The sequence below is a fragment of the Thalassospira sp. UBA4513 genome (assembly GCF_002388495.1).
Classification (GTDB): Bacteria; Pseudomonadota; Alphaproteobacteria; order Rhodospirillales; family Thalassospiraceae; genus Thalassospira; species Thalassospira tepidiphila.
This window is the reverse complement of record NZ_DGMR01000039.1, coordinates 173,003-191,945: the sequence shown is the minus strand read 5'-3', so window position 1 is coordinate 191,945 and position 18,943 is coordinate 173,003. Positions and strand designations below refer to the sequence as shown.

Here is an 18,943-nt window from a genome sequence, read left to right as displayed (position 1 = left end):
ATTTTTGCAGGCTATTGCTGGGAAATGGCAAGACGGATGCCAAGGGCGATGAACATGCCGCCAAGTGCGCGGTTCAACCAGGCGCCGAGCTTGCGACTGCCCTTGATCCGGCCCGCAGTCGAGGCCACCGCCAACACCAGCATGCCCTCAACCACAAAGGCGATCAGAAGCACCATCAGGCCGAGTACGAGAAATTGAACCGCACCATTGCCACGGGTCGGATCAATGAATTGCGGCAGGAAGGCCATGAAGAAAATCGCCACCTTGGGATTGAGCACATCAATCATCACCCCCTGACGCCAGGCGCCAAAGGCGGTCATCGGTTTGGTCGAAATCGGGGCAGCCGGTTCAGCCGATTGCGCAGCAGTTTCGGATTTGGCAAAGCTGCTGCGCAGTGCGCCGATACCCAGCCACACGAGATAAGCCACCCCGATCCATTTGACGATGGCAAAGGCCAGCGCCGAGGTCGCAAGAATTGCCGAAAGACCAAAGGTTGCCGCCAAAACATGGACAAAGGCACCGGAAATCACGCCAAGCGATGAAAACAGGCCGATCTTGCGGCCATGCACCGCGGTTTGCCCGACAATATAGGCCATGTCCGGCCCCGGAGAGATGTTAAGCAACAGGGCGGCAATCAGAAACGGCGTATAGGCAACGAGAAGTTCGATCATCGCAACTGATCCCGGGCGAAAAAGACCAGATCAATCTCAAGCGGGCCCAATCCGGCCTCGATCAGCATGTTGGATAGCTGCCCACGATGGTGGGTCTGATGATTGAACATATGCGCCAAAACCAGATCGCGCGGCATGGTATAGGCATCGCCCGCGACCGAGTGATAGGTAAGATCGGCGGTTACTTCGGCATCGGTCAGGCCGTTGGTGAACTCAATGATCGCCTGATCTTCGGCCACGCGGGCGTGGTGGAGTTCATCGAAGTTTTCATAAAGCACCGTATTGAGCGGCATGGCCACGGGACTGCCGAGCAGGCGGCTCATCCAGATGCGGTCAGCAACCAGTATATGATTGAGCGTGCGCAGGATCGACGGGAAGAAGGCCGTGCGCGGGGCATCGAGTTCGGCCGCTGGCAATTTCGCGCAAAGCCCGTAGGCACGCGAATTGGCCCAGAGATTATATTGCGCCATGCGTTCGAAATAGGCCGCACCGTTCATCTTGTTACTCCGTCTTCAGGTCTGCGATCAGGGCTTCGCCGTCGGGTTTGTTGCGCAAGTTGGCGGTACCGGAGCAACCTGTTCGAGCACCTTGGTCGCCGGTTTGGGAACCCGTTTGGTCAGAATAACCACGTTGCCGACCAATGTCAGCGCCACACCCCAGATTATATTGCCCGTCCAGTGGAAATCCTCAAACCAGGTCGACAACAACAGGGCAACAATCGGGAACATCACCGAACTATAGGCCGCACGATCCGGCCCGATTTTGCCCAAAAGTGTCAGATAGAAGCCAAAGCCCAGAACCGATCCGAACAGGGCGAGATAGACCAAAGCTGCCAAGAATCTGGCACTGGTATCAAACGACACCGGGATCCCGGCAAGCGCGATATAGCCAAACAGCAAGACCGTGCCATAGAGCATGCCATAAGCATTGGCCTGCATGACCGGAACGCCGCGCGCATGGTTGCGTGCGGACGCCATATTGCCAAGTGATGCGATGTAACTGCCCGCAAGGGAGACCAGAAGCCCGATGCTGCCGCCCGTTGTCAGATCGAAGGCGGCCAGATCATTGGCAAAGACCATGGCGATCCCGGTAAGCCCGATCCCGGCCCCGATCAGGGTGCGGGTTTCGGGACGGCGGCGGAAAAAGATCACGCCATTAATCATATTCATGATGACGATGGTTGAAAACACCACCGCCAGAAGCCCGGACGTCAGATGGATACTGGCGACATAGATCAGCACATAGTTCAGCGAAAACAGACAGACGCCCAGAACCGCCATGAAGAAATGATCACGCAGCGTAAAGCGCATCGGCAAACGGCGTAGGCCACACCAAGCCATCAAGATCAGCGTTGCCAAAGCAAAGCGATAGGCCACGGCCACTTCGGGGGCGACCGAAAGCTGATACTGAATGGCAATCCAGGTCGATCCCCAGATCAAGACAACTGCTGCGTAAAGACCGAACATGGCCCAAGGACTCCAAAAGAATTGAAGCCACAATTTAGGGCAGTTCAGAACCGACGCCAAACCAGCTTTTTTGATCCTGCCATTAGGCAAACTAATCCAAAGACCGGAAATCTAATGCATAGCCAATCAGGATTTTTTCGACCGACCTGCTTTGCCGGGCTTTTTGCCGCTGTCTTCTGGTTCGGGGGCTTCAGCACCATCTTCGGGGGTGTCACCAGCCGTGTCGTTAACCGCGTCGTCAGCCACATCATCGATCATGTCATCGGATGTGTCCGGCGCGTCGGGGGCCTCAGTCACATCGGCCTCGTCTGTGCGATCATCAATCTGCTTGGCCGTCGATGATGTCTGATCGCTCAGCGCTGCGTTCTTTTCGGCGCGTTTGCGTTTTTGCCAGTCTTTCCAGATTGCCAGCAATTCGCTGCGCGACTGGAAGATCGGAATGCGGCGTTTGGGTTTGGCTTTTTGCTGTTCGACCGCCAAACCAACTTCAAGCACGTCGTGCTCATCATCGGTGCGGCGCACGATCAGCTCCACCGTGCCATAGGGCATGCGATCACCGAGTTCGAGATCACCAGGCAGATCACGTTCGAGGATTTCGGCCACGGTGAGTTCGGTGTCATCAGCGTCGACGGCAAAGCCATACAGACGACCAATATCGGCAATTCGGGTATCGGCCGGGAAGCTGAAATCGCCAAACAGTTCGACGTCATTGGCCCCCTCGGCCGGACCGGCAAACAGTTGATCGAGCAGGTCGACATGCTTGGGCGGGGTGATGATATAGACCTGATCACCGCCCTGAACCGGCCCGGCAGAATGCGGGCGCAGTGATGCGCCATCACGCAGGATCAGACTTGGCCGTGCCCAGCGCGGAATACGATGGCCGGTGGCAACCGCACTGGCTTCGTGAACGCGATAGACAACGATTTCCTGATTGGCATTGCCGGGCAGTTCAAGATCAATACGATCCACCGGGCCATGGCGGGCCGGCACAATGATGCCCAGCCAATGCGCCATCCGCCGGATCGTCCAGCCCTGCAACAAAAGCGATGTGATCACGACGATGAAGGCGGTGTTAAACAACAGCTGCCCTTCGGGCACGCCTTCGACCATCGGCACAATCGCAAGCAGGATCGACACCGCCCCGCGCAAGCCGACCCATGAAATAAAGGCGGTATCATTGCGTGAGAAGTTAAAGAACATAAGGCACAGCCAGACCGCGACCGGACGGGCGACAAACACCAGAACCAGCGCCAGAATGACTCCCGGAAGGACAACCGTGCCAAATTCGGACGGGGTGGCCAGCAGACCCAAGGTGACAAACATCGCGATCTGGGCAAGCCATGTGGTGACATGCTGAAAACGCCGGACGCCGACGCTCATCTTCATGTTGCTGTTCCCGGCATAAAGACCCGCAACATAGACCGCCAAAAAGCCACTGCCGCCGAGAATACTGGTCGCGCCAAACAGGCTGAGTGCCAACGCCATGGTAATGATCGGCACCAGTCCCGGTTCAAGTTTGACCCGGTTGATCATCCAGACCAGCGCATAACCACCCGCAAGGCCGAAAATCGCGCCAAGACCGATCTGAAGGATGAAGCGTTGCAGGAGTTCAAGCGCGATGTTTTCGCCACCGCCAAGGATAATGAGTTCGACCAGCGAGATGGTCAGAAACACCGCCATCGGATCGTTCGAACCCGATTCAACTTCAAGCGTGCTGCGCGTACGATCACGCAGATTGATCCCGCCCACGCGCAACAGGAAGAACACCGCCGCCGCATCGGTCGAACTGACAATCGCCCCGAACAAAAGGGCGACCAGCCATGGCACATCGAGCACCAGCCAGGTTACCCCGCCAATCACCCCGGTGGTAATCAACACCCCGAATGTGGCCAGCACAAGCGATGGACCAGCCGCGATTTTTAACGTTCGGAGCTGGGTTTCAAAGCCACTGTCAAACAGGATCAGGGCAAGCGCGATGGAGCCGATGAAATAGGCAAGCGGCGCATTGTCGAACATGATGCCGCCAATGCCGTCCTCGCCGGCCGCCAGACCGACAAACAGAAACACCAACAGCAAGGGCGCGCCGACCCGGAAGCTGACCAGACTGGTGAAAACAGCCACCACCACCAGAATCGATGCAATCAGGATCACCAGATTCATCGATTCAATCATTTCGGGGGCTCCTATGTCGGGACATCAGAATGGGTTTGGCGGGTTACGTGCGCAGTACTATCACATAGTGATACTTAGGAAATGATGACCGGCAATGCCATCTCCCCCCGATGACTGATCAAAATTTTCCTGAAACTGTAAAGTCAGGCACGGCCCCCTATTCGTGGTCGGCCTGCGCCGGAACAAATAGGGTTTCCTTGGCTGTCGACAAGGCAATTTCCGGCAGAACTTCGACCACGCCGGGCATTTCCTTGATCGTGTCGGAAATGAAGGATTCCAGATGGCCGGTATCACGCAGGCGCAATTTGACCAGAAAATCAAAGCGTCCTGTCATGTGATGGCATTCCAGCACTTCATCGGCCTTGATCAGGGATTTGACCAGTTTCTTGTTGCCCTTGGCCGGATCGGTGCGCAGCCAGACCATTGCGGTCAAGGCACGGCCAATGGCGTTTGGATCAACCGAAATGCGATAGGCCTGAATAATCCCCTGTTCGCGCAGCTTGCGCACGCGATCATTCACCGCAGAAACAGACAACCCGACCTTTGTTCCCAGAACCGAATAGGACAGTGATGCGTCTTCCTGCAGGATGTCGATCAGTTTGCGATCAATTGCATCCATTTATCTTCCCCCTGAATGGATTTTGCTGATTGCCTTGATCTTACACGAAAAACGAGTGTGCGCGAACTGTTCGCCAAATTTGCCGGGTCTGCCATGCGCCGCTGCCATGCGATACCCCGTTCGCGAGACTGGATTTTTTCCGGATAGCTGCGTAGGGTCAAAACTCATGTCCATGACCGACCCGGCAACTGATATGAGAGAAAAAGCTAGGAAAATGCCGCAGAGCGGGGTGAACCCCGGTCAAGGGGTTTGACGCAGAGGCTTTCTCCCATATCAGTTGTCCTTCGGATCACCCGGATTTGCACGGGCTATTTTGTCGCAAAATCTTGAAAGATATTGATCTTCCGGCGATTTTGCTCCGCATATCCGCACAAATCCGGGAGACCGGGACGATCATGGACATGGGTTTTGACCCTAACCTTTACTTGTAATGATTTTACATCGCCCCGCCTCTGACAATGCAGCCCTGATGGGCGCCCTTCTTATGATCAGTGCTGCAATGTGTTTTGCGGTAATGGCAGTTTTTATCCGCTATGTCACAGCAGACCTGCATCCGTTCGAGGCATCGTTTTTCCGTAACCTGTTCGGATTACTGCCAATGGTGCCGTGGATGGTGCGCCATGGCGCGAGCGGATTAAAGACCGAGCGGTTCAAGCTGCATTTTCTGCGCGGGGTGCTGGGTTTCGGGGCGATGTCGTGCATTTTTACCGCCCTTTCGCTGTCGCCCGCGGCACAGGTCATTGCGATCAACTTTACCCTGCCGATCCTGACCACGGTGCTGGCCGCCGTGGTGGTACGCGAAACCGTGCGCGCGCGCCGCTGGAGCGCGATTGCGATTGGCTTTGTCGGGGCGATGATCGTGATCCGTCCGTTTGGGCAAAGTTTTGAGACCGGTGCGATCCTGGCACTTGGCGCGACGGTTTTCATGGCGTGTGCGATGACCACGGTTAAAATGCTGTCACGGACCGAAAGTGCCAATGCCATCGTAACCTGGATGGGCCTGATCATGACGCCGCTGTCGCTGATCCCGGCCCTGATATACTGGCAGGGACCGACCGTCTGGCAATTGTTCATCCTGTTGATCATTGCCGTGACCGGAACGGCGGGGCAGCAATTGTTGGTGCGCGCCTATCGCACGGCCGATCAGTCCTATGTCATGATCTTTGATTTCCTGCGCCTGCCCTTTGTTGCGGCCTTGGCCTATGTGATGTTTGGCGAAGTGGTTGATTTCTGGACCTGGGCGGGGGCGGCCTTGATCATTGGATCAGCACTTTATATCGCGCGGCGTGAGGCGGTTCTGGCCAAAAAGGCCAAGAGGGAAGCCAGCCTGCCGACCACGGCCCCCGCCGATCCGCAAGCCATCCCGGTGACCCGCGTTGATCGGGATGCCCCCGCAAAGGACAAGCCCGATGCGTGAATGGTTTAACGGACTTCCGCCCTATTTGCAGGCAACCGCCTTTGGCCTGATGGCATCGATCAGTGCGGCGATCTTTTCGGTGTTTGTCCGCCTTGCGACCGAGCATATCGATCCGTTGCAGGCGGTGTTTTTGCGCAATTTCTTTGGGCTTTTATTCATCGCACCGATTGCGTTGCGGGCGGGATTAACGCCGCTTAAGACCAAGCGTTTCCCGATGTTCTGCCTGCGTGCGGTTCTGTCGATGGGGGCGATGAGTTTCTGGTTTTCGGCGATTGCCTATATGCCGCTGGCCGAGGCAACCGCGCTTAATTTCACCGTACCGCTATTTGGCACCATCCTTGCCGCGATCTTTTTGGGTGAGAAAGTTCGCAAATACCGGATTGCGGCCTTATTGGTTGGTTTTGGCGGGGTGCTGGTGATCATCCGGCCGGGCAGCGAAACCGTGCAACTGGCAAGCCTGTTTCCGATTGCGGCGGCGATCTGCATGGCCAGTGCGGGATTGACGATCAAGTCACTGTCGCGAACCGAAAACCCGACCGCCATCATCCTTTACATGATGATGCTGACCACGCCCCTGACCCTGATCCCGGCATTGTTTGTCTGGGAGACGCCGAGCCTTGAGGTGCTTGGCCTGATGGTGGCGGGCGCGTTCATGGCCAACATCACCCAGCTTTGTAATACCAACGCCTTTCGGGTTTATGATTACAGCTTTGTGATCGGGTTTAATTACCTGCGCCTGCCCTTTGTTGTCGGTATCGCACTGGTGATGTTTGGCGAGGTTCCGGAAATCTGGCTGGTGCCGGGTGCCGCCCTGATCATCGGGTCCGCACTTTATATCGCGCGGCGCGAGGCCAAGCTTAACCGCGAAGCCAACCGGATCAAGCGCGGTCTTTCGGCCACCGCAAGCGATCTTGACCCGCCGCCGTCCAACAGGAAGTCGTGACAGCATGCGGACATGGTTCAACACCCAATCCGATGTGATGCGGGCAAGCTTTTTTGCGCTGTTTGCAGCCATTCTGGCGGCGTGTTTTACGCTCACCATCCGCTATGCCACCGAGGAATTGCATCCCTATCAGGCGGTATTTTTGCGTTTTGCCTTTGGCCTGATCCTGATTTTGCCGATGGTGTTGAAGCGCGGGATTGGCAGCCTTGCCACCAAGCGCCTGCCTTTGTTTGGCTTGCGCGGGGTGTTGTCGGCAGCGGAAATGTGTTTGTGGTTTATGGCGGTGTTGTATTTGCCACTGGCAGAGGCGACGACGCTTAATTTCACGGTGCCCCTGTTTGGCACCATTCTGGCCGCGGTGATTTTGCGCGAACAGGTGCGCATTCACCGCTGGCTTGCGATTGTTATCGGGTTTGTCGGTGTGGCGCTGATCATTCAGCCCGGGACAGATACCATGCAAGCGGCCAGTATTTTGCCGATTGCGGCGGCGATCTGCATGGCCAGTGCCGGGTTGATCACAAAGCGGTTGGTGGCAACCGAGTCCACCACATCGCTTTTGTTTTATCTGATGATCATCACCACACCGGTTTCCCTGATCCCGGCATTATTCGTCTGGCAGACGCCAAGCTGGTCTGCACTTGGCCTGATGGCGGTTGCCGCGTTGATGATGAATGTGATGCAGGTTTGTAACGTCAAAGCCCTGCAACTGGCCGATTACAGTTTCTTTGTCGGATTTTCCTATTTGCGTTTGCCGATCATTGCCGTGCTGGCACTGATCCTGTTTGACGAAGTGCCCGATATCTGGATATTGCCCGGCGGGGCGATGATTATCGGGGCTGCGATCTATGTCGCACTTCGGGAACGCAAGCTTGCCAAGGCCAGATAGGGTTTTGGCGACGCGTCACCCATCACCCGTCATATCCCCGCAAACTGTTATAGCGCGCGATTTGATCGGGGCTCAGGATTTTCGGGGTCTTGAGGTGGGTCGACAGATGAACATAGCGCAACCGGCCGAGACTTTGGGTGATGGTGTTTATCAGCCCTTCGAGTTCATCCGCCGTCAGGCCGCCGGCCCTGAATGCTGCGTCCAAGGCGATTTCAGCCTCGATCAATCTGTTGCCGGCAATGATCGCGTTTTCTTTCATGTCGGCATAAAGGGCGGTGATGGCGGCATGCTGGTCTGTGGATAGCGGGATTTGATCAGAAAGTTCGAGCAAATGGGCCGCCCCCGGCACGCCATTCAGTTCGGCGGCCTTGGCCAATCCCCAGCCGCCGCCCTTTTGCAGTTCTGCCATATCGTCGGCCGACAGGCTTTTGACCGGGCGATGTTGTTGGCCGACATAGGGGGATGGCGTGCTTTCATCCCTAGCGATTTTACTGCCGTGCTGCGCATTGCCGGTGCGATGCATGTGGACATTTCCCTGTGCATGGGCGGTTAACGGGATGGTTAGTCCAAGCAGGATCAACGGGGCAAATGCGGTCAGGAACAGCGTTTTCGGCAGGCGGGAGAGCATAAGCATGGCAACACCTTTTGGGTTAAATGGTCGCCAAGCTTGAAACAGGTTAGCCAATTGCCACATGATAGATATCATGTCGGTATCAATCTTTGATCTTCTCAACCGTTTTCATGGCAGGCTGTATGATTACAGCCCGCCCAAGGTCCTGTTTCGCAAGGGCGACCCGGTCGAGCATCTCTTCCTTGTTCTCAGCGGGGAAGTGCGACTGGCGCGGTTTTTGGAAAACGGTGACGAGATTGTTTTGCAACGTGCCGGGCCAAACAGTGTTTTGGCAGAGGCATCGTTGTTTTCGCATTACTACCATTGCGATGCTGTCTGCCATCAGGATGCGCAGGTCAAAATGATCCGCAAACATGATGTCGAAGCCCATCTTGCCGATAATAATCAGATGGCACTATCGCTTGCCGCCCATCTGGCGCGCGAGGTGCAGGCAACGCGCCAGCGGGCGGAGATTTTGCGGCTTCGGACTGTGGCTGAACGGCTTGATGCCTGGATCGCCTGGCATGACGGGGTGCTGCCGGAAAAGGGTAATTGGCGGGTGATTGCCCTTGAAATCGGTGTCAGTCCCGAAGCGCTTTATCGCGAGATCGCCCAGCGCCGTTAACCCTGATCTTTGGTGTCAATTTCGCACATCCGACAAGGTTAAATCGACGCTTGCCCGTTAAAGATATAATTTGGTATACAAATACCAAATTAATCATAAGAGCGCGCGTCGGGAGGCTTCACGTCATGCAAATCAAGGGTTCGATTGCCATTGTTACCGGGGCTGCATCCGGTCTTGGCGCGGCAACCGCCGAGACACTGGCGAGTGCCGGGGCACGGATTGCGGCATTTGATCTGAATGAAGAGGGTGCCAAGGCAACAGCCGAGAAATTGGGTGGTGTTGGCTATGGCGTTGATGTTTCGAACGCCGAAAGTGTCGAGCAGGCGGTTGCAAAGGTGCAGGCGGATCTTGGCACGCCATCGATCCTTGTGAACTGTGCCGGGATCGTGCATGGCGAACGCATTGTCGGGCGCGACGGCCCGGCCGATCTGGCGGCCTTTTCCAAGGTGATCACGGTCAATCTGATCGGCACATTTAACATGATGCGGGTTGCCGCCAACGCGATGAGCCAGAATGACCCGAATGATGCCGGCGAACGCGGGGTGATTATCAACACCGCATCGATCGCGGCCTTCGAAGGGCAGATCGGACAGGCGGCCTATGCCGCGTCCAAGGGCGGGGTGGCGTCGCTTACCCTGCCGGCTGCACGTGAGTTGGCCCGCCACGGCATTCGGGTGGTGTCCATCGCACCGGGTCTGTTTGGCACGCCGATGTTAAAGGGCCTGCCTGACGAGGTTCAGGAAAGTCTGGCTGCCAATACGCCATTCCCGAAACGCCTTGGCGATCCGTATGAATATGGCCGTCTGGCAATGCATATCTGTGAAAATGAAATGATCAATGGCGAGACCATTCGCATAGATGGCGCGGTCCGGCTGGAACCGAAATAGTCCCACACGATTTCGTTTCTTTATCCCGCAGCCAATGCGCCCTGCCGTCCCCCAGCGGCAGGGCGCAATTCATTTGGCAGGGCTTATTGACCAGAAGCCGTTTGGCAGAAGGTTGCCAGATCAATGTCCTTTTGGGTGACACCCCCGGCATCGTGGGTGGTCAGCGTCATTTCGACCTTGTTATAGACATTGAACCATTCGGGATGGTGATCCATCTTGTCGGCCTTAAGCGCCACCCGCGTCATGAAGCCAAACGCGGCATTGAAATCGCCAAACTTATAGACGCGCTTGATCGAAAGCCCGTCATCGGCAAGCGTCCATCCCGAAAGACCTTTCAGCGCCTTTTCGATGGTGGATTTTTCAAGTTTGCTCATATCTTGTGCCTCCTTAATGTTGGCCACTTGTCTTATGGACGCAGTCTTCTGGCGCATTGGAACATAAAAACCAGCGCAACCCAAATCGGTCTATGTCAGCAAGCCGTGCACACGTGATTGCAGCACCGGCAAAAGGTCGGCCTCAAACCACGGGTTCTTTTTCATCCAGGCGGTATTGCGCCAGCTTGGATGGGGCATGGGCAGGATGCCGTCGGGCAGGAAATCGGCAAAGTGATGCACGGTTTCGGTCATGGTTTTGGCCCGGCGCGGACCAAGATAGCGTTCCTGCGCGTATTGCCCGATCAGAAGGGTCAGGCCGATATCGGGTAAATGGCGCATAAGGGCATCATGCCATGTCGGCGCGCATTCCGGTCGGGGCGGCAGATCCCCGCCACGATCAAAGCGACCGGGATAACAAAACCCCATCGGCATGATGGCGAGTTTCGCCGGATCATAAAAATCATCGACCGAAAGTCCCAACCAATCACGCAAGCGATCGCCGGATGCATCATTCCACGGCAGGCCGGTTTCATGCACGCGTGTGCCCGGTGCCTGCCCGATCACCAGAATACGCGCCGATTTTGCCATGCGCACCACCGGGCGCGGGCCCAGCGGCAACTGTTCGGCACAAATGCGGCACTCCCGGACCTCAGACAGCAACCGATCAAGGGCAGCGTCCCCGCCCATTGGATCAATTTCGGGCAGTTTTCCGGTTAGCCCCGGCATGGGTTATTTCACCTCAGCGTCGTCAATCACCCATTCCTCGGTCGCGGCATCGGCGTACCATTCCTTCATTTCCGGCAGGGCAAGGATGGTTTCCATATAGGCATTGCCAATCGGATCAAGGCTGACGCCATAGGTTTTGAACCGTGTTATCACCGGAGCAAACATGGCATCCGCAATCGAGAAATGGCCAAACAGGAAATCACCGCCCTGACCATATTGGGTGCGGCACATCTTGAAGATTTCAGTGATGCGGGTGATGTCCTTGTCCACGCCTTTATTGCGGCCAAGCCCGGGCAGGCTTTTGCGGCAATTCATTGGCATGGAGCTTCGCAAGGGCCCAAACCCGCCATGCATTTCAAGCGAGACGGCGCGCGCGATTGCCCGCACATCGATATCAAGCGGCCAGAGCATGGTGTCGGGCTGACTGTCGGCGATGTATTCGAGAATGCCAAGCGCCTCCCAGATGGTTTTGGTGCCATCAAAGTAGGCCGGGACCTTGGCCGTGGGCGAAAAGACCGGCGCCTTGGCGTGCCATTCTTCGGAGCGGAGCGGGACCAGTTTTTCCTCGAACGCCACGCCGGCAACGCGCAGGCCAAGCCAGGCGCGCAGCGACCAGGAGGAATAGTTTTTATTGCCGATATAAAGCACAGGAAGGTTTTGCATGCTGGGACCTTTGGCGGTTGGCGCGATTGGGACGTTTGATGACAGCGGCGAATACTATCTGGCCTTTGGGCGCCCGGTTCAAGCCAGTCGTTCAAGCCAGACGTTCAAGCGTGGCCTTAAGCACAAAGCAGTGTTCGATTATGTGAATGAGTTTTGACCGCGGGGGATGGCAGCCGTAAGATCGGGTCACATATCTTGTGAACACATATTGCCGGTTCGTTTTGTTTGGGCAGTTGGTCTTTGGCCACTGCCCTTTCAGTCGACCGTCACGTATCACCAATCACTCGTCACCCGTCACCCGTCACCAGCAGGGATGTCTTAAATTGTACGACCACATCATCGCCAACGATCCTTCTGCCAAGCCGACCCCGATCACCCCGATTGCCGAAAGCGGTTTTGAAAGCTGGCTTGCCCAGCAGCCGGACGCGACCAAATCATGGATTGCCGCCAACAGCTTTGAGGGCAAGCGCGGCACGCAGCTTTTGCTTCCCGGGGCCGACGGCGCGGTTGGCACTGTTTTGGTTGGCTACGTTGATGATGCCAAGGCGATCTGGGATTTTGCCGGCTTGCCAAACGCCCTTCCGGCCGGGGCCTATGCGCTTTCTGATGATCTGACGGACAAGGACGATCTTTATGAAAAGGCCGCCCTTGGACTTTATTTGGGCGGCTATCGGTTTGACCGCTATCGCAAGGATGACGGCAAAAAGGACAAGCGCGCCAAAATCGCCCTGCATGACATTGAGGCCGCCAAGCGGGCCGAAAACATTGCGCGCGGCATCGGCCTCGCGCGCGATCTGATCAATGTGCCGGCCAATGACATGGGCCCGGCGGAGCTTGAAGAAGCCGCCAGAGGCCTTGGGGCGGAATTTGGTGCCAATGTCAGTGCGATTGTTGGCATGGACCTTTTGGCGCAGAACTACCCGGCCATTCACACGGTCGGGCATGGCAGTGATCGCGACCCGCGCCTGATCGACCTTACATGGGGCGATGAAAATGCGCCGAAGATCACGCTGGTCGGTAAAGGTGTGTGTTTTGACACCGGGGGCTATGACCTGAAGCCATCGAGCAACATGCTTTTGATGAAAAAGGACATGGGCGGTTCGGCACAGGCTCTTGGCCTGGCGCGCATGATCATGGCGGCCGACCTTCCGGTACGATTGCGCGTTCTGATCCCGGCGGTTGAAAACATGGTGTCGGGTCGGGCCTATCGCCCGAGCGATATTTTGCAAACCCGCAAGGGCATCACGGTTGAGGTCGGCAATACCGATGCCGAGGGACGCATCGTTCTCTCCGATGCCCTGACCGAGGCGGCATCGGAAGACCCGGACATGCTGCTTGATTTCGCGACCCTGACCGGGGCGGCACGTGTTGCCCTTGGTCTTGGTTTGCCGGCCCTGTTTTCCAATGATGATGATCTGGCCAATGGTCTGATGGAAACAGGTCTGGCCGAAAACGATCCGCTGTGGCGTTTGCCGCTGTGGGATGATTATCGCAGCCAGCTTGATAGCAAGGCGGCTGATATGAACAACATTTCGGGTAGCCCGTTTGGCGGCGCGATCATTGCCGCCCTGTTCCTTGATCGTTTTGCCGAAGGCGCCAAAAGCTGGGCGCATATCGATCTGATGGCCTGGAACCCGTCCGACCGTCCCGGTCGCCCGACCGGCGGCGAAGCACAGGGCATCCGGGCCGCCTTCAAGCTGATCAAGGATCGTTACGGTAAGTAAACTAACCGTAAATTCAATTTTTTGGTAATTAGGCCTTTGACATCATGGCAGGGGTCAGGTAGAGATTACGTATTCGTAACAAATAAATTGTTGGGCACGAACATGTCGATCGAGATCAAACCGTCTCAGGCGCTTGACCTTTGGCGTATCGCGATTGTTGAGAGTGTGCGTCGGGACTCCCCCGACCTGTCGGCCCGACAGATGGCCTTGTTGCTAAGCGTTTACCTGACCCCGGCCCCGCATACGGTACGCGGCCTTTCCGAGGCGCTGAATATCTCCAAACCGGCTATTACCCGTGCACTTGATCGCCTGAGCTCGCTTGGCATGGTCAAACGCAAGGTCGATGAAGAAGATCGCCGTTCGGTTCTGGTTCAGCGGACGGTCAAGGGATCGGTCTTCCTGCGCGAATTTGGCGATATCATCGTCGGTGCCGGTCTCGAGAGCGAATAATCCGGCCCCAGAAACAACCAAGAACAAATCGACAAGCGTCTGGTCCCAGACCACAATTAACGCCCAAAGCCCGTTTCCAAGGTCACGTTTCACAAAATCGGCCAATTAGGGCAGCAAAACTTCCCCATTTTAAATGCAGCAAATCTGATATGGCAAAAATTCGCTATATACAGACCAGTTGGTTTGTATCTGCGCCAATTGGCATGTTATGCGATTTCGATTTTCCAAAATGATATCAATGGTTTATCTGAAATTCTAATACAAAAGACCGGGCAAAACGATGTTATGGTGCCGTTGGCTGGTTTATCGCCTGTGCCGGGAGCGGATGCGTGTCCGCCATGGTTTCGGGCACCTCAATCAGCGCCAAAAGCCCCGCAGCAACGATCAAAACGCCACCTGACAGCCGTGCAATGACGTTATTGCCCCCGCGGCGCACCAGCCACGGCATCAGTTTTGCAGCCCCCATCGCGTAAATCATTACGAAACTGTAATCAAGTGTTACGAAGGTTACGCCCAGAATCAGCAATTGCGGCGCGAGCGGTTGGGATGGATCGATAAATTGCGGAAACAGCGCCCCGAAAAAGGCAATCGCCTTGGGATTTCCAGCCGCGACCAGAAAGCCTTCGCGGAACAGGCGCAGCCCGTTTGCCGGCTCAAACACCACCTGATTATTCGTTTCGATACCGGTTTTGATATTGATTTCCCTGGGCTTGCGAAGGAATGACATCAAACCGATGACGAGCAGAAAACCAACACCGCACCATTTGACGATGGCAAAGGCGGTTGCCGATGTCGCCAGGACAGCTCCCAAACCAAGGGCCGCAATCAGCATCTGGATCATGTTGGCGGTGACATCACCCAAGGCCGTCATCAAGGTCGGGCGCGCACCATAACGCAGCGCATGGGACATGCCGATCAGGATGCTGGGGCCGGGCGACATCACGACCAGAAAGACAAGCAGGGCGAAACTGAGCCAGATTTCAAACGACATGGTGGGGCAACTTTAGTGGCAACTCTGATGACAACTATGAGGACGACGGCCTCGGATATCACAGCCGCAAGGATCGACAAGTGCCCGTTTGACAATGGCCCATGCGCAGGCTGCGACGCATGGGCATCGATACACTTATCACACTAGGATTTTGGTTATTTGCGCGGCTTGGCGTCACCCGGCCAGAAATCATAGAACATGCGGATCTGAACCGAGCGCAGGGTATCAGGTGGCAGAACGCCCTGACCGGTGCGCAGAAGTTTGTTTTGCAGGGCCGCGAAATAGCGGTTTGAAACCGGCTGGAACGGGCTGAAGGGTGGTTCCTTGGCAATTTCCTCGCCATTTTCCTCGGCCAGTTTGGCGGCTTCGGCCTCGGCGGCGAGTTCTTCCTCGGTCTTGGGGGGTGGTGGCGGCAAAAGGCCGGGGGCTGTGTATTTAAAGCCGCGCTTGCCCGGTTCGCGGTTTTCAAAGCGCTGCTCGGTATCGCGATACATCAGGCGTTGCAGATCGACCAGAAAGGCGTTGATGACCTTGGGCAGGCGTTGCTCGATAACGTCCACAGCCTGCCTGTTGGTGGCTTCCAGCCAGATGTTGAAAACGATCTGACGAATGGTGCCGCTTTTGCGTAAGACAATCGTCAGCGACACCGGGTCAGGCACAACAACCGTATCGGGTATTTCAGGAACGGCTGGTTCTTTGGGTTCTTCGGTGTTGGCTTTGTCCGCGGACGCCGTGCTGGCACGGGCCGCGGGGATCGCCATTGAAAATACAGCAAAGCACAGAGCCATGATCAGCACATGGCCGCAAAGACGATGTCCGGTTCGATTTTTGATCGCACGTGACAACATATTCAACCTTAAACCTGCCTTTATAGTCCTGTTATTATTGCCTTTTCATATGTTGTACCCGATCTTGATCCGGAATGCTGCCCCTAGTTTCTGACAAATTCCTTACCGGCTGCTTTGAGATCAAGAGCCGCGGCCAGCAGCGCCTTGGTGTAGGGCTGTTGCGGGTTATCAAACACATCGGCAGCAGCCCCGCTTTCGACCAGTTTTCCGTTCTTCATGACCATGACACGGTGCGACAATGCACGCACAACGCGCAGGTCATGACTGATGAACAAGTATGCCATCTTGTGGCGCGCCTGCAAATCACGTAGCAGTTCGACGATCTGGGCCTGTACCGACATATCAAGGGCCGATGTCGGCTCATCGAGTACGATAAAGCGGGGTTTTAAGACCAGTGCACGGGCAATCGAAATGCGTTGACGCTGCCCGCCGGAAAATTCATGCGGATAACGATCCATGGCATTTTGCGGCAGGTCGACTTCGTCAAGCGCCTCGGCAATGCGGGCTTCGCGTTCGGCCTGGGTCAGGTCGGGCGCGTGGATTTCAAGGCCTTCGCCAACGATCTGGGCGATGGACATGCGCGGGCTGAGCGAACCGAACGGATCCTGAAACACCACCTGCATATCACGGCGGAGCTTGCGCAAATCAGCACCGGAAAAATCGCGAATGTCCTGACCGGCAAAGCGGATGTCACCGGTTGATTTCAGAAGCCTGAGGATCGCCATGGCGAGCGTGGTTTTACCCGATCCGCTTTCACCAACGATGCCAAGGGTTTCGCCCTGCTTAAGGGTCAGCGAAATCTGATCAACCGCGTGCAAATAATGATCGGGCCGCCCAAGGATGCCTTTGCGGCCAATCGGGAACTGCACATGGATGTTGCTGGTTTCAAGCAGTTCGGTGGCGTTTTCCGGCAATGCCGGGGCTTGGCCACTGGGAACGGCCGACAGCAGCTTTTTGGTGTAATCGTGTTTGGGATCGTCAAACAGCGCGCGCGCCTGCCCTGCCTCGACAATTTCGCCGTCTTTCATGACACAAACGGTCTGCGCCATTTTCTGAACGATCTGCAGATCATGGGTGATCAAGAGCAGCGCCATGCCTAGCTTGCTTTGCAGATCCTTGAGCAGTTCAAGAATTTGCGCCTGAATGGTGACATCAAGGGCCGTGGTCGGTTCATCGGCAATCAGCAGTTCCGGTTCGTTGGCAAGTGCCATGGCGATCATCACGCGCTGGCGCTGGCCACCGGAAAGTTCGTGCGGCAGGGCTTTTAGCCGTGACGCCGGATCGGGAATACCGACAAGTTCAAGCAATTCAAGGATGCGGGCACGCGCCTTGGCACCGCGCAGGCCTTTGTGGAGGAACAATACCTCGCCCACCTGCTTTTCGATATTGTGCAGCGGGTTAAGCGATGTCATCGGTTCCTGAAAGATCATGGAAATCCGGTTGCCGCGGATCTTGCGAAGGGTGCGTTCCTTGGCCCCGACCATTTCCTGCCCGTCAAAGATGATCGATCCTGACGGGTGGCTGGCGCGCGGATAGGGCAGCAATTGCAAAATCGAAAGTGCGGTGACCGATTTGCCAGAGCCACTTTCCCCGACAAGGGCCATGGTTTCACCGCGATCAAGGGTAAAGGACACATCCTTTACCGCTGTGACGTCGGCGAATTTGACCGAGAGGTCGCGAATGGCAAGGAGCGGCTGATGGGCGGATTGCGCTGTCATTGTCCTACTCCTTAAAACGTTTTACGCGGATCAAAGGCATCACGCACTGCTTCGCCGATAAAGATCAGAAGGCTGAGCATGGTTGCGATGGCAAAGAAGGCGGTAAAGCCAAGCCAGGGCGCCTGAAGGTTGTTCTTGCCCTGTGACAACAGCTCGCCCAAGGACGGGGAGCCGGGCGGCATGCCAAGCGACAGGAAGTCGAGCGAGGTGAGTGCGACAATCGAGCCATTCAACACGAACGGCAGGAAGGTGATGGTTGCCACCATCGCATTGGGCAGAACATGGCGATACATGATCCGGGTGTCGGTCATGCCAAGGGCGCGTGCAGCCCGAACATATTCGAAGTTACGTGCGCGCAGGAACTCGGCACGGACGAGCCCCGTCAAACTCATCCAGCTGAACAGCACCAGAATGAACAGAAGCGTCCAGAAACCGGGTGCAAAAAGGCTGGCCAGAATGATCAGGATGAAAAGCTGTGGCAGGCCTGACCAGATTTCAATCACGCGCTGGAAGCCAAGATCGACCCAGCCGCCGAAATAGCCCTGCACCGCACCAGCCGCAATGCCGATCACGGAACTGACCGCGGTCAGTGCCAGACCAAACAGGATGGAAATCCGGAAACCGTAAATCAGGCGTGCGAGAACATCGCGGCCCAATTCATCCGTGCCCAGCAAATGGCGCATTGAGGGCGGGGCTGGTTGCGGTTCGCGCATTTCAAAATCGATGGTGTCGTAGGAAAACGGGATCAAAGGCCAGATGGCAAAGCCGTTTTCGGCGATCTTGCCCTGAATATAGGGATCATAGAAATCCGTCTCGACATCGAAATCCCCGCCATAGGCCGTTTCGGGATGGTCCGATACGATCGGCACATACCAGTCATCGCCATATTTGACGAAGATCGGTTTGTCATTGGCGACCAGTTCGGCCACGAGGCAAATGACAAACAGGATGGTAAAGATCACAAGCGACCAATAGCCGCGCTTGTTGGATTTGAAGTTCGACAGGCGACGACGGTTGAGCGGTGAGAGAACAGCATTGAACATGATCAATTCCCCCGCCCTTCGAAGTCGATCCGTGGATCCACCAGATGATAACTGAGGTCACTGATCAGGTTCATGATCAGGCCAAACAGCGTGAAGAAATAAAGGGTTGC

The 18,943-nt window shown here is 56.1% G+C and carries 21 protein-coding genes; 8 read left to right on the top strand and 13 right to left on the bottom strand.

Features of this window, described 5'->3' with window-relative positions:
* Positions 1-11 precede the first annotated feature (11 nt).
* The 5 genes from B2T33_RS17825 to B2T33_RS17805 form a co-directional block, all read right to left on the bottom strand.
* Entirely contained in the window at positions 12-671 is a 660-nt protein-coding gene (locus B2T33_RS17825; RefSeq protein ID WP_286792761.1) for a LysE family translocator, read from the bottom strand.
* Positions 668-1,168 carry a DinB family protein gene (locus B2T33_RS17820; RefSeq protein ID WP_063086694.1) on the bottom strand — a complete coding sequence of 167 codons (501 nt, stop codon included), beginning with the start codon at positions 1,166-1,168 and terminating at the stop codon, positions 668-670. The genes B2T33_RS17825 and B2T33_RS17820 overlap by 4 nt, the downstream gene beginning before the upstream one ends.
* Positions 1,169-1,195: 27 nt before the next feature.
* Positions 1,196-2,137 carry a DMT family transporter gene (locus tag B2T33_RS17815; protein WP_063086692.1) on the bottom strand — a complete coding sequence of 314 codons (942 nt, stop codon included), beginning with the start codon at positions 2,135-2,137 and terminating at the stop codon, positions 1,196-1,198.
* Between the two features lie 126 nt (positions 2,138-2,263).
* Complete coding sequence (locus B2T33_RS17810) at positions 2,264-4,309, bottom strand: potassium/proton antiporter (protein WP_063086690.1); 2,046 nt, start codon at positions 4,307-4,309, stop codon at positions 2,264-2,266.
* Between the two features lie 157 nt (positions 4,310-4,466).
* On the bottom strand, positions 4,467-4,928 hold the full coding sequence (locus B2T33_RS17805; RefSeq protein ID WP_063086688.1) for an Lrp/AsnC family transcriptional regulator: 462 nt from the start codon (positions 4,926-4,928) through the stop codon (positions 4,467-4,469).
* Between the two features lie 430 nt (positions 4,929-5,358).
* On the opposite strand from B2T33_RS17805, the gene B2T33_RS17800 reads away from it, so the two are divergent.
* The 3 genes from B2T33_RS17800 to B2T33_RS17790 are packed head-to-tail and all read left to right on the top strand — an operon-like array spanning position 5,359 to position 8,174.
* A complete protein-coding gene (locus tag B2T33_RS17800; protein WP_063086686.1) occupies positions 5,359-6,345 on the top strand; it encodes a DMT family transporter in 987 nt (328 codons plus the stop codon).
* Positions 6,338-7,288 carry a DMT family transporter gene (locus B2T33_RS17795; protein WP_063086684.1) on the top strand — a complete coding sequence of 317 codons (951 nt, stop codon included), beginning with the start codon at positions 6,338-6,340 and terminating at the stop codon, positions 7,286-7,288. The genes B2T33_RS17800 and B2T33_RS17795 overlap by 8 nt, the downstream gene beginning before the upstream one ends.
* A gap of 4 nt (positions 7,289-7,292) precedes the next feature.
* The gene (locus B2T33_RS17790) at positions 7,293-8,174 is read left to right on the top strand and encodes a DMT family transporter (protein WP_063086682.1); all 882 of its coding nucleotides are present in this window, start codon (positions 7,293-7,295) and stop codon (positions 8,172-8,174) included.
* A gap of 22 nt (positions 8,175-8,196) precedes the next feature.
* Here B2T33_RS17790 and B2T33_RS17785 read toward each other — a convergent pair whose 3' ends face one another.
* Entirely contained in the window at positions 8,197-8,808 is a 612-nt protein-coding gene (locus tag B2T33_RS17785) for a hypothetical protein (RefSeq protein WP_286792760.1), read from the bottom strand.
* 70 nt (positions 8,809-8,878) lie between these two features.
* On the opposite strand from B2T33_RS17785, the gene B2T33_RS17780 reads away from it, so the two are divergent.
* Both B2T33_RS17780 and B2T33_RS17775 read left to right on the top strand, forming a co-directional pair.
* Positions 8,879-9,409: a Crp/Fnr family transcriptional regulator gene (locus B2T33_RS17780; RefSeq protein WP_063086678.1), complete on the top strand. Its 531-nt coding sequence runs from the start codon at positions 8,879-8,881 to the stop codon at positions 9,407-9,409.
* Between the two features lie 125 nt (positions 9,410-9,534).
* Positions 9,535-10,296: an SDR family NAD(P)-dependent oxidoreductase gene (locus tag B2T33_RS17775; protein WP_063086676.1), complete on the top strand. Its 762-nt coding sequence runs from the start codon at positions 9,535-9,537 to the stop codon at positions 10,294-10,296.
* A gap of 83 nt (positions 10,297-10,379) precedes the next feature.
* Here the strand turns inward: B2T33_RS17775 and B2T33_RS17770 are convergent, their stop codons facing one another.
* From B2T33_RS17770 to B2T33_RS17760, 3 genes are all read right to left on the bottom strand, one after another.
* Positions 10,380-10,670, bottom strand: a complete 291-nt coding sequence (locus tag B2T33_RS17770; protein WP_063086674.1) for a 4a-hydroxytetrahydrobiopterin dehydratase — start codon at positions 10,668-10,670, stop codon at positions 10,380-10,382.
* Between the two features lie 90 nt (positions 10,671-10,760).
* The gene (locus tag B2T33_RS17765; protein WP_198155603.1) at positions 10,761-11,396 is read right to left on the bottom strand and encodes a uracil-DNA glycosylase family protein; all 636 of its coding nucleotides are present in this window, start codon (positions 11,394-11,396) and stop codon (positions 10,761-10,763) included.
* Between the two features lie 3 nt (positions 11,397-11,399).
* Positions 11,400-12,059 (bottom strand): glutathione S-transferase family protein, encoded by a 660-nt coding sequence (locus B2T33_RS17760; protein WP_063086670.1) that lies wholly within the window; start codon positions 12,057-12,059, stop codon positions 11,400-11,402.
* Here B2T33_RS17760 and B2T33_RS17755 point away from each other — a divergent pair.
* The 3 genes from B2T33_RS17755 (at position 12,058) to B2T33_RS17745 (ending at position 14,233) form a co-directional block, all read left to right on the top strand.
* Positions 12,058-12,216 (top strand): hypothetical protein, encoded by a 159-nt coding sequence (locus B2T33_RS17755; RefSeq protein ID WP_157092635.1) that lies wholly within the window; start codon positions 12,058-12,060, stop codon positions 12,214-12,216. The two genes, B2T33_RS17760 and B2T33_RS17755, sit on opposite strands and share 2 nt — an antisense overlap.
* A 166-nt stretch (positions 12,217-12,382) precedes the next feature.
* Complete coding sequence (locus B2T33_RS17750) at positions 12,383-13,783, top strand: leucyl aminopeptidase family protein (RefSeq protein ID WP_286792759.1); 1,401 nt, start codon at positions 12,383-12,385, stop codon at positions 13,781-13,783.
* 102 nt (positions 13,784-13,885) lie between these two features.
* Entirely contained in the window at positions 13,886-14,233 is a 348-nt protein-coding gene (locus B2T33_RS17745) for a MarR family transcriptional regulator (RefSeq protein WP_064787729.1), read from the top strand.
* 283 nt (positions 14,234-14,516) lie between these two features.
* On the opposite strand, the gene B2T33_RS17740 is transcribed toward B2T33_RS17745, so the two are convergent.
* From B2T33_RS17740 to B2T33_RS17725, 4 genes are all read right to left on the bottom strand, one after another.
* Entirely contained in the window at positions 14,517-15,224 is a 708-nt protein-coding gene (locus B2T33_RS17740; RefSeq protein ID WP_286792758.1) for a LysE family translocator, read from the bottom strand.
* Between the two features lie 155 nt (positions 15,225-15,379).
* Entirely contained in the window at positions 15,380-16,012 is a 633-nt protein-coding gene (locus B2T33_RS17735) for a hypothetical protein (RefSeq protein ID WP_286792757.1), read from the bottom strand.
* Positions 16,013-16,155: 143 nt separating this feature from the next.
* The gene (locus B2T33_RS17730) at positions 16,156-17,790 is read right to left on the bottom strand and encodes an ABC transporter ATP-binding protein (RefSeq protein WP_286792756.1); all 1,635 of its coding nucleotides are present in this window, start codon (positions 17,788-17,790) and stop codon (positions 16,156-16,158) included.
* Between the two features lie 11 nt (positions 17,791-17,801).
* Positions 17,802-18,833, bottom strand: coding sequence for an ABC transporter permease (locus B2T33_RS17725; RefSeq protein WP_210515469.1), 1,032 nt, complete (start codon positions 18,831-18,833; stop codon positions 17,802-17,804).
* Positions 18,834-18,943: the final 110 nt, after the last annotated feature.